Annotated in this window: 9 protein-coding genes; 8 read left to right on the plus strand and 1 reads right to left on the minus strand. The window is 30.1% G+C overall.

Features of this window, described 5'->3' with window-relative positions:
• Nucleotides 1–57: 57 nt before the first annotated feature.
• Nucleotides 58–468 carry an Lrp/AsnC family transcriptional regulator gene (locus DK508_RS06795; protein ID WP_109300002.1) on the minus strand — a complete coding sequence of 137 codons (411 nt, stop codon included), beginning with the start codon at nucleotides 466–468 and terminating at the stop codon, nucleotides 58–60.
• 166 nt (nucleotides 469–634) lie between these two features.
• On the opposite strand from DK508_RS06795, the gene DK508_RS06800 reads away from it, so the two are divergent.
• The 8 genes from DK508_RS06800 (at nucleotide 635) to DK508_RS06835 (ending at nucleotide 11264) form a co-directional block, all read left to right on the plus strand.
• A complete protein-coding gene (locus tag DK508_RS06800) occupies nucleotides 635–871 on the plus strand; it encodes a hypothetical protein (protein WP_109300003.1) in 237 nt (78 codons plus the stop codon).
• Nucleotides 864–1379 (plus strand): GNAT family N-acetyltransferase, encoded by a 516-nt coding sequence (locus DK508_RS06805; protein WP_109300004.1) that lies wholly within the window; start codon nucleotides 864–866, stop codon nucleotides 1377–1379. Before DK508_RS06800 ends, DK508_RS06805 begins: the two co-directional genes overlap by 8 nt.
• Nucleotides 1380–1521: 142 nt before the next feature.
• Nucleotides 1522–2040, plus strand: coding sequence for a GNAT family N-acetyltransferase (locus DK508_RS06810; protein WP_109300005.1), 519 nt, complete (start codon nucleotides 1522–1524; stop codon nucleotides 2038–2040).
• 51 nt (nucleotides 2041–2091) lie between these two features.
• Entirely contained in the window at nucleotides 2092–2931 is an 840-nt protein-coding gene (locus DK508_RS06815; protein WP_109300006.1) for an AraC family transcriptional regulator, read from the plus strand.
• Between the two features lie 119 nt (nucleotides 2932–3050).
• Complete coding sequence (locus tag DK508_RS06820) at nucleotides 3051–3449, plus strand: heme-binding protein (RefSeq protein WP_109300007.1); 399 nt, start codon at nucleotides 3051–3053, stop codon at nucleotides 3447–3449.
• Nucleotides 3450–3649: 200 nt separating this feature from the next.
• Nucleotides 3650–6844 carry an AsmA-like C-terminal region-containing protein gene (locus tag DK508_RS06825; protein WP_109300008.1) on the plus strand — a complete coding sequence of 1065 codons (3195 nt, stop codon included), beginning with the start codon at nucleotides 3650–3652 and terminating at the stop codon, nucleotides 6842–6844.
• Nucleotides 6845–7004: 160 nt separating this feature from the next.
• Nucleotides 7005–8396: a GyrI-like domain-containing protein gene (locus DK508_RS06830; protein WP_109300009.1), complete on the plus strand. Its 1392-nt coding sequence runs from the start codon at nucleotides 7005–7007 to the stop codon at nucleotides 8394–8396.
• A 159-nt stretch (nucleotides 8397–8555) separates the two neighbouring features.
• The gene (locus tag DK508_RS06835) at nucleotides 8556–11264 is read left to right on the plus strand and encodes a T9SS type A sorting domain-containing protein (RefSeq protein WP_109300010.1); all 2709 of its coding nucleotides are present in this window, start codon (nucleotides 8556–8558) and stop codon (nucleotides 11262–11264) included.
• Nucleotides 11265–12064 lie beyond the last annotated feature (800 nt).

Here is a 12064-nt window from a genome sequence, read left to right on the forward strand (position 1 = left end):
CCTCGAGGTAAATAAATGACAAAAATTATCTATTTATAACATCTTACAAGGATATCATTACACTTCCAAAATAATACTCGTTTTGGAAGCGCCATACGCTGCTATTTTTTCAAGAAAAGAAATAAGATGCTTATTGTTTCTAAAATAACCCAAAACGCATAAGCAATCATCACCAGTAATTCTATCACAACTTTGCACTTCTTCCATTGCTAGTATTTGTTTTTGAGCATCAGTTGTTCCTGTTGTTCCTCGATGCATTACTAATGTTATATATGCTTTAGTCTCAATGCCCAATTTTTCATGATTTACTTTTAAAGCATAGCCTTCTATAATTCCTTCTTCTTCCATTTGCCTAACACGCTTGCCAATAGCAGGAGCAGACAATCCTACTTCTTTTCCAATATTAGCGAAGCTTTCTCTAGCATTAATTTTTAGCATTTCAAGTATCTTTTTATCCAATGTATCCATTTATAATCAAAATTTTATTATTAATTATTCGATATAATCGAATATAAATATACGTTTATTAATTCGATTATAAACCAAAAATAAGATAATGCATTCTATATTTGTATCACAATATACAAACAGAATAGTTTCCAATTTTAATTAATCAAACCAAAAAAGATAAAGCATGAGTCCAATTTTAATTGATAGTATCGGTTATGCTGCTCTCGTTATCAATCTATATTCTATGTCTACCAAAGGCGAATATAAACTACGTTTAATATCACTAATCGCTAACATAGGTTACATTTTATATGGTGCATTAATTACTGCAACACCAATAATTGTAGGGTGTACAATTGCTGTACTTCTTCATGGATATCACATAAGAAGATTACGAATAAATAAGAAAAGTAATGATTAAAATAAAAATAGCTACGCAAGCAGATACAGCGATTTTAGCACTTGTAGGTCGATTAACATGGGCAGAATCTCATGGGCATTATATCGAAGATAAAAACGATGTATTAAAATACCTTAACGAGAATTTTTCAGTTTCTAAAACGAAACAGAATATAAACAATCCCAAGCAACTCTTCTATATTATTTATGTAGATGATTTACCTGTCGGTTATGCCAAATTAGTAGTACATGCATCAAATAAAAATGTTACATCACAAAACAGTTGTCAATTAGAACGAATTTTTATCCTAAATGATTTTATACCCTTAAAAATTGGACAACAACTTTTAAACTTTGTTGAAGAAAAAGCTCAAGAATTACGATTAGATACGATGTGGCTCTCTGTGTACATAAAAAATAATAGAGCCATTAGGTTCTATGAAAGAAATGAATTTAAAAACGTTGGAGCATTAAATTTTATAGTCAATGGAAAAGACTACGAAAATATAATCTTCTCAAAAAAAATATAGGTCTGCAAGTTATCTAAAATCTAGAAATAGAAAAGATAAAACAAAATATAAAAATTATGCGCTATGCTATACCGAAAAGTTAGTGTATTTTTATCTGCTACGTTTCATATACCAAACCGTTGGTCAACATTTGAGAAAAACGATGATTGAGATTAAAAAAGCTAATAATTCGACTGAATTTAAAATCATTGAAGCATTAGCTAACAAAATTTTGCACGAAGTTTATGATCCAATTATTCCAGCTGAACATACTGATTATTTTATAACAGAATTTCAAACAGAAAATGCAATTGAAAATCAAATTAAAAATGAAAATTTCAGTTACTTTCTCTTAAATTTTGACACTAAAAATGTTGGATATTTAGGAATTCAAAAACTGGATAAAAAATTAATTTTGAGTAAACTTTATATTCTAGAATCTTTTCGTGGACTTAAAATTGGAAAAAAAGCGCTGGAATACGTTAACGCATTCGCAACAGATAACGGAATTGATAAAATTGAACTAATTGTTAACCGGCAAAATCAAAATACGATTGATATTTATTTAAAAAACGGGTTTAAAATAGTAGAATCCATTGTAAATTCCTTCCCAAACGGACATTCTGTAGAGGATTATAAAATGGAAAAAATTACAAATATTACTAAGAATGGTCCTTGGTAGAAAAAATACGAACGTAGACCAATGTGTATAATTAATTGCTAGAGCTTCTATATGCCTATAGAAAATATACCCGAAATTTATATTAAGGACAAAAAAGGAAGTCCTGATTTGTTCGTCTATGATTTTAAGATGACTCGTGACGTTGTTAAAAGCAAGGTCAATTTGGGTATGAATATGTTTAGTTTTTTACAAGTTGGAAAAAAACAAGTGCACTTTGCCGGGACATCCGTTGCTGTAAATAAGGATCAATCGTTGTTGTTAAAAAAAGGAAATTGGCTTTGGACGGAGTTACTAGATACAGAGGCTATTTATTACTGTAAGCTCTTCTTTTTTTCAGAAAAAAAATTAAAAGAGTTTCTAGAAAAACACACAGAAAATAATCTGATAGTAAAAGAAGAAACACCTTATTTTATAATCAGAAATGATGCATACATAACTTCTTACCTAACTTCATTATCAACAATTAGTGAAGCACCAACGATTTTTATAGAGAATTTACTTTCTGTAAAATTTGAAGAATTAATGCTATATCTTCTACAGAAATATGGAAAAAAATTTGAATTATATCTACGTTCTTTAATAATCAAAGAAACTTCACAATTTAAAAGAATTGTAGAAAAGAAAATCCATTCTAATCTGAAATTGGAAGAAATCGCGTTTTTATGCAATATGAGTTTATCTACTTTTAAACGCCATTTTATTAAAGAATATGAAATGTCACCCGGAAAATGGCTTCAAGATAAACGACTTCAAAAAGCAAAAGAAACATTAGAACAGGGAAATGTAAAACCATCAGATATTTATATGGATTTTGGTTATAACAATCTTTCAAACTTTAGTGTAGCCTTTAAAAATAAATTCGGTTTTAGCCCAAATCAGGTTTCTAATTAAAATTCTTCCTTTCAAATTTGACCTTTTTTCATAAGTTATTGAACCGTTTTAGTAATTCGATTAGATGACTATCAAAGTACATTTGCATCAAATTAATAACAATACTAAAACAAAAAGTTATGAATATTACATTAGAGCAAGCAGAAAAAGTAATCGCAGCAGCAAAACTAAAATCTACAGCAATAGACACAAAAATGAATATTGCTATCGTAGATGCGGGTGCAAATTTAGTCGCATTTGGTAGAATGGATGGGGCTTGGTTAGGTTCACTTGACATATCAATTAAAAAAGCAAAAACAGCTCGTTATTTTGATATGAACACCGGAGTTATTGGAGGGTTATCTCAACCAGGACAACCTTTATTTAATATCGAACATTCAAATAATGGATTGATTACTTTTCCTGGTGGTGTACCGATTAAAAACGCAGCAGGAGAAATCATTGGAGCTATTGGAGTAAGTGGAAGTTCGGTCGAAAACGATCACACTGTAGCAGAAGCTGGAGCATCAGCAATATAAATTAAGAACGATTGATAACAAGAAAGAGGATTACTAGCTATTAGTAATCCTCTTTCTTGTTATATAATAATTACAAAACTAATATTTCATCAATAAATGCGGTTGACCCAAAAACTAAATCGTACTGTAAAATAAGATTTTTGATACGAATTCGTTACTTTTAAGGTCAAACATCTTTTCTAACCCTAAAGACATCTACTTTGAAAATTAAAAAATTCTGGAAACGAATTTTATTAGTACTAATCTTAGTTCCTATTGTATTAGTAGGAGGCCTAATGCTATATATACAAAGCAACCAATCTGAAATTATTAAAGGGGAGGTCGCAAAACTAAACAAAGAACACAAAGGTCTTATTAGTATTGGCAAAAGTGATTTATCTCTTTTTGGTAACTTTCCTTACATCTCTATCAAAGTTGATGATGTGCAAATTTTTGAAACAAAAAAAGACAATGCACCCGTTATAATGGATGTAAAAGACATATATATAGGCTTTAACCTATGGGACATTGTTAACAAAAATTATGATATTCAATCCGTATTAGTTGAAGAAGGTGTTTTTAATATTGTTATTCATGAAAACAACACCACCAATATTCAGAACTCTCTGGCAAGCACTTCTGAAACAGAAACACCCTCTACCAATATTCATCTCAAAAAAATTAAACTTAAAAATCTAGATATCCACACCTTGGATGAAGCCACCAATACAGATGTTGAAAAATTTATATACACTGGCAAAGGCGGTTTTAGCCGAAAAGACAGTATCATCGCTGGGCATATCGATACAGATTTTGAATTAAATGTGATAAAAGACGGTGATACCACCTTTATCCATAAAAAACATTTTGAGGTTCATACAGATCTGGTATTTAATGAATATACAGGCATTCTCGACATACAACCTTCGGGTATTGTAATGGAAAATGGCGATTTTGAGTTAGAAGGTTCTATAGATACAAAGAATGATGTAGATCTTAACCTTGCTATAAAAGGAACAAAGCCCAATTTTGATATGCTTATAGCTTTTGCCCCGACAGATATAATACCAGTATTAGAGAAATACAAAAATGCTGGTGAAATCTATTTTAATGCCAATATCAAAGGGCCGGCTAACAAAGGAAATAGACCTTTTATCAATGCCAATTTTGGAGCCGGAAAAGCCTTTTTAGAAAATACTGAAAGGGAGAAAAAGATAGATAATATGGGTTTCAACGGTCATTTTACTAATGGAGCCAATAGAGACACAAGTACCATGGAGTTTTCTCTAACCGATATGACTGCATCTTTGGAAAAGGGAGAGTTTGAAGGTTCTATTTTTGTGAAGAATTTTGAATCCCCAGAAGTAGATATGCGAATAAACTCGAATTTTAATCTCGATTTTATTACAGACTTTTTTGAACTAGAACAGGTACAAGATGCCTCGGGACAAGTTTCGCTGAAAATGAATTTTCACGATATTATTGATATTGACAACCCCGAAAAGGCATTGCAAAAACTTAATCAAGCATACTTTACAGAATTGATAGTAAAAGACTTGAGTTTAACCGCCAAAGAACTTCCTGCTCCCTTGCACGATTTGAATGTACATTTAGTAATGAATGGTAAGGAAGCAACCCTGAATCAGTTTGAATTGTTGATGGGAAATTCGGATCTATCGATACGTGGTTTTCTTTCGGACTTACCTTCAATTGTACATCATACTAATATCCCAGTAGAAGCCCATTTGGATATTACCTCTAGTTACTTAGATATTGCCCAATTAACAGGTTTTTCAAAACAAGACACTATCAAAACCGGTTTTGATGAACAAATAAAAGATCTAAGCTTGGGGCTTTCTTTTAAAGCATCTGCCAAAGATTTTACAGAATCTAAGTATTTACCGAAAGGTGAATTTTTTATTGATAGCTTATATGCAGACTTGAAGCATTATCCTCATAAACTACATGATTTTCATGCCGATGTGTTAATCGATAACAAAGACTTAGAAATAATAGATTTTACAGGGTATATTGATGATAGTGATTTTCATTTTGATGGGCTAATACATGATTATGCTTTTTGGATGCAACCCGAACTTAACGGAGATGTAGATTTAGATATCAACCTTACTTCTAAAAAGTTGAGACTAGAAGATGTCTTTTCGTATAAGGGAGAAAATTATGTCCCAAAAGAATACCAACATGAAGCGTTTGATGATTTGGCATTGCATTTTGAATCTAGTATGCATTATAAAGATTCTGCCTTACACTCTATCGATTTGGCTTTAGATAAGTTAGATACCAAAATGAAATTGCATCCTCTTCGCTTTGACAATTTTAGAGGAAACATACATTACGAAGAGGAACACCTGGTGATAAAAGACTTTCATGGAGAAATAGGAACCACCAATTTCAATTTCGATTTAAACTATTATTTGGGCGAAGATCAGCAAATAAAGAAAAGAGATAATTATCTTAAATTAAAGGCAAATTATATCGATTTTGATGCGCTTTTTAATTTCGATTTAAGCCCGCCAAAACCAACAGAAGTCGTTACTTCCAAAACTGCAGATGTAAAAGAACATGCAGATGCCTTCAATTTATATGAGTTGCCATTTACGGATATGCAATTTAAGGCAGATGTCGCACACTTTATTTACCATAGAATAGATCTACAAAATATAAAAGCAGACTTAAGAACAACACCCGACCATTACATTTATATAGATACGTTACATATGGATGCCGCAGGAGGAAATATTCGATTAAGCGGATATTTTAATGGTAGCGACCCAAAACATATCTATATGCAACCAGATTTGGTTATGGATAATGTTGATTTGGATAAATTGCTCTTCAAATTCGAAAATTTTGGGCAAGACCATCTCGTTTCTGAAAATTTACAAGGAAAACTCACTTCAAGAATTAAAGGTAAGATTAGAGTATACCCAGATATGGTGCCAGACCTAGATCAATCTACTATAGAAATGGACGTAAAAGTATTAAATGGAAGATTAAAAAATTATGATCCAATGCTCGCGCTTTCGGATTATATGGGAGCCAAAAATCTGCAAAACATTCGTTTTGATACCTTACGCAATAACTTGGATATAAAGAAAGGGAAGATTAATATTCCTTCTATGACGATCAAATCTACTTTGGGCCATATAGAATTGTCTGGCACACATGATAATAATCAAAATATCGATTATTATTTACGTATTCCTTGGAAAACTGTAAGAAAAGCTGCTTGGCAAAAATTATTCAAAAACAAGAAAGATGCTGCTATTAATGAGGAGCAAGAAGATGAGATTGTAGAAATAGATCCTAACAAAAAAATAAAGTATCTTAATTTAAAAATTAAAGGGAACATAGATGATTATAAAATTTCATTAGGTAAGAAAAAAGAACAGTGACCTCTGGTTTTAAAAGTTTTACCCAGGGATGAACTCTTGATATTCCTAAAATCCAAACTAACTCTTGCCTTGCCTCCTAATTTTCTAGTTGCTTGTTTTCCAACTTGATTGGTCTTGGATATATAGTACCGTTACGATATCTATAAAAAAACTAAAAATAATGAATGAGACAAGACGCGAATATCTCAAACGAATAAATTTCGTCTTAGATTTTATTGAAAATAACCTTGATACGGATCTATCACTCGAATATTTGTCTAAAAAAGCTCATTATTCGCCTTATCACTTTCACAGAGTATTTTTAACAGTAGTTGGCGAAAGGTTAAATGAATTTATCAATAGAAAACGAATTGAACGGATTGCCTCTATATTACTCATCGACAAAAGCGTTTCATTAAAAACCTTGGCTTATCAATATGGATTTAATAGTGATAATTCATTTTCAAGAGCGTTTAAAAAGTACTATGGTATCAGTCCTACAAAATTTAAATCAGAAGGAAAAAAATTACTTAGCAAGATTGGTATAGAACCTTTTTCATCCAAAAAATACATTTGCTCCATTGATAACAGTAAACAATGGATTAAAATGAATACACAAATAACAATAAAAGAATTACCAGAACTAAAACTTGCCAGTATATCGCATATTGGCGAATTTGAGAAAGCAGGTAATATGTTTGAAAGGTTAATGAAGTGGGGGCATCAAAAAAAAGTATTGCTCGATTCGGATTTTAAAGCCATAACCATTTATCACGATAACCCTAATGTTACTCAAACCTCACAATTGAGATTCAGCACTTGTATAACCATTAGTGAGAACATCGCTACCGATGGAGAAATCAGGCAAATAACTCTAAATAAAGGTATTTATGCCATTGGCCATTTTGAAATTAAAGCTGAAGAAATTTCAAAAGGGTGGAGAAATATGTGCCTCTGGGTCATAGAAAATGACTATGAATTTAGGGATGGAGACTATTTTGAAATGTACCATAATGATCATAGAACTCATCCTGAGCAAAAATTTATAGTAGACATTTGTATTCCGCTTGAAAAAACAGATAATATTAAACTAGCGGAAATACGTAATGAAGATTTTTTAAATCATAACGAACACTATGAAAAAAACTTAGATTATCATCAACTGATAAATTATATGAAAGAATTAAGAACTTTTTTTCATAAAAAATATGACACTCATTTTAAACTTGGAACTATTTATCAAGGTAACCCAAATTTCTCCTATTTTTCTCTAACTCCTGAAGAATTGAAAAAACAAAAACTTAAGTTTGTTATTATCTTAGATCACAAAACGTTATGTTTTTCAATTTGCCTATCCGGTCAAAACAAAAGTATTCGAAAAAAGTATTGGAAAATATTTAAAGATAGTGATTGGAACACATATCATTTGGCCGAATCAATCAATGAAAGTTTGTCTATTATTGATCAAACCATTGTAGAAGAACCGAATTTTAATGATAAAAGATATTTGACAGAACAGATTGAAAAGGAGTCTTTAAAATTTATAAACGAAATAAAAGGCATCCTTGAGTAAAAAACAACTCCATAACATTGCCTAAAAATCATAATCTTCGGGATGCTATAATTTATAAACTAATCGTTTTAGTATATATGATGCGTATATCCTTAATTTCTTTTCATCAGTAACATTTTAGTCTTTAAAGACATTAATAGAAAAACAAAATACTTTTATATGAAAAAGATAATATTTACAGTACTAATCACTGTATTATTATATCCGAATAGTTATTCACAAGATATAGTTGCAATAGAAAATGAATTACATCTTATTTGGAATAACCTTAAAAACGGTTACGAAAAAGATATAAATGATAAACTAAGCGCCGGTAACACAGAGATCTTATATGATTTAGGCTATGAGACCATAAATCTTTTAATATACACCCATAATGAACAAAATTATACATTAATGAATGACCTAATTGGTGTCTATCTTAAAACCTTTACACATTTAGGTAAAAAGGATACTAATAAAATACTTAGTTGCGAATATCAATTTTCAAGGAACAGACCCATGTGGCTTCACCAAGAAAATGAACATTTGTTAAATAGTTCCAATTTTTTACAAATAATATCTAGAGCTATTTTATATGCAAGTCAAATACCTGATACAGAAAGAAAACATTATATAAATATTGTTGAATTATTAAAAGAAAAAAATTTGAATATAGTAATCGATCATTATGATCGATGGCTAAACATACCGAATACATTTAGTGGCGAAGAATGGGCTTGTGATTCTCCTCCGTATGGTTGTTATTCTGCAATAGATCTTTTTGACAAAATAAAAACTAACAATTGGGATTCCAGAAAAAGTTACTGTAAAGCGATTAGAGGGCATTTAATGTCAATGGTAGGCGGCGTTTCTGATATATTAGCTAGTAACATTAGTATTTCTGAAGAAATAAAAAATTCTCTTGTTCAATTTATTGATAAAGGCTCACAATCCATTGAAAGTAGATTATCCTATACAAACAATGGTGGATTAGTAATGGATTCTGGATATTGGAAAGAACATCTTGATTACCAATATGCTTATAATGAATCAGAAGACCCTTGTGGTTTAATAGAAAGTGGTACTGATAATAAAATAACAATAGACCTAAGTCATGCTAGAAAATGGGTACATACTTTTGAGAGTCTTTATAGAAATAAAAACTGTTATAATAAAAATTTATCTAATCAAGATTTTCCTGACCTAAATATTATGGAAAGTTTATCCAATCAATTCGCTAATAATATTTTTAACGGAGATCATAATTTTCCTTTGTTCTCAAATTATTTTAATGGAGCAAATGGTTGGCATCGTTATAATAGAATTTATAGAAAGGATACAACCGGTACAAAACTTCCTGGCGATGGCTACGCACCATATTTCTATTCCATGAGTGCAATGGAGGGAGGGTTTTCTTTTTGGAGTTTGTATAATTCTAAAATCGAATTAATTCGAGAAAGTTTGTATCGAATGGTTGAAAAATATGATGATAACAATATTACAATTAAAGAACATGTTGATCAATATTATGGCTCACATTACATTAACTGTAACACTTTGGACAAAAGGCAGCTTGATTTGTATAATCCGTCAAAATCAAAAAATTTACTACAATTTTATCCTACTTTCTTCCCAAGCACAAATAAGGAAGTAAAGTCTCTTACCGATGTAGGAAACCATAATTATCTTTATTTAAATAGTGAACAAAATTTAATTAAATACAACAATTGTGTAGATACGTTTAACAAGATCTCTTCTGGATGGAGCAATTACACTAGGTTTTTAGTTGGTAATTGGACTAATAATGGTACAGATGATCTTATTGCATATCATGAACCAACAAAGGAATTACACTTATACAAATATAAGGCCGACGGTAGTGGTTTTTATGCAAATTACGAAGTAGTCAGTACAGGATGGAGCAACTATACAGAGTTTTTGGTAGGAAACTGGACTAAGGGTAAAAATACAGATGATCTCATTGCATACCATCAACCTACTAAGCAACTGCATTTATACAAATATAATCCAAATGAAAATAGATTTTATGCAAATTATAAAATTGTAGGTACGGGGTGGAGTAATTATACTAAGTATATAATTGGTAATTGGACTTTAAAAGAAACAGATGATCTTATTGCTTATCATGAACCTACAAAACAGTTACACTTATATAAATACAACCCAGACAATAGTAGTTTTTATGCGAATCATAGTGTTGTGAGTACCGGATGGAGTAATTATACAAAATTTTTGGTTGGGAATTGGACTAACAGTAATTCGGATGACCTTATTGCTTATCACGAACCATCAAAGAAACTACATTTGTATAAATTCAATATGACTAATGACAGTTTTTATTCAGCAATCAAAACAGTAAAAACAAATATTGATCTAAATACAGTTCAAGATTTTTATGTTAACGATTTAAATTATAATGGACAGAGTGATCTGTTTACAATAGATAGCAATAATCAAGTACAACTTCTTGTAAAGGATGGAGATATAAATATGAACACAAAACTAATTGGAAAAATTCCCGATTTTGAAAAATTAATCAATGGAAAATGGGAAAATAAATCAAATCCCATGAAATCTAGTAATGTACATTATAAAGCTGTCCTTAAATATGACGCTAAAGCAGAAAAAGATTTTAAAATCTATCCAAATCCAATGAGTAAACAATTATACTTCCAAAGCTTGGATGGCTTCTATACTATTGAAATTTATAATATGTTAGGCAAAAAAATTCATACAATACATTCAGATAATAAAATCTATAATTACCTATGGGAAGCGCCTATTAATAAATACAAAGGAATTTATTTTTATCAAATTAAAGATAAAGTTAAAGTTCTTAAATCTGGGAAGATCATAAAAAAATAAAAGCTCTGATACAGAATAAAGGGTAATACAACATTATATATTAAACGAGGGCAAGTTTTGTAGTTAAAACGAAAGGTAATTTACTTCGCAAAAAGTACTAAACAGGTACAAGTTTAATATGAAATAAAATTTATCAATTAGTTAAAGAATACATGTCCTGCTCCGATTCGTATGTAGTATTGGTATTAATTGAAAATAAATTAAAACATAAAAATTCGGTTCTGTATTAAATCAAAAGCTAGTGTCTTTTTATACGCTACGATTTCATGCACTAGATCGTTGTACGACATATTGAAAAAAATAATAACTTTGAACGAATTAATTTGAAGACAATAAATTGATACAGTATTTAAAATATCTCATTTCCTTATTTCTAATTTTCGGTCTGACGGTTACTGAGTGTTCTACATATTCGGGAATAGCTTCTTCAAATTATATTCAAGTCTCAAACATTAATAGTAGAGAGGAGTTTAAACACAAGCATTCGAGGTTATTTGTTTATCCTAGAAAAGTTCTTTCAGAAAATGTATTTTCAATTGTATTAAATACATATACAAATTTAAAAATATCTTATAGTGCAACATCTTTAATTACTTTAAAATTACAAGTTGAGCTCTACAAAACAATAACCTCAATAATTGCCCAGCACACCTTTTTAAAGCACACGCACACTTCTAATAATCAATATTCAAGTTTATACATAGCATAAAAAAGACTTCTTTTCTATGTGAATATGCACATTACTGCATAAAATGATAAAAACAAATATCTAATCATTTATCATTATTTAAATGTATAAA

Source organism: Aquimarina sp. AU474, from assembly GCF_900312815.1.
Taxonomy (GTDB): domain Bacteria; phylum Bacteroidota; class Bacteroidia; order Flavobacteriales; family Flavobacteriaceae; genus Aquimarina.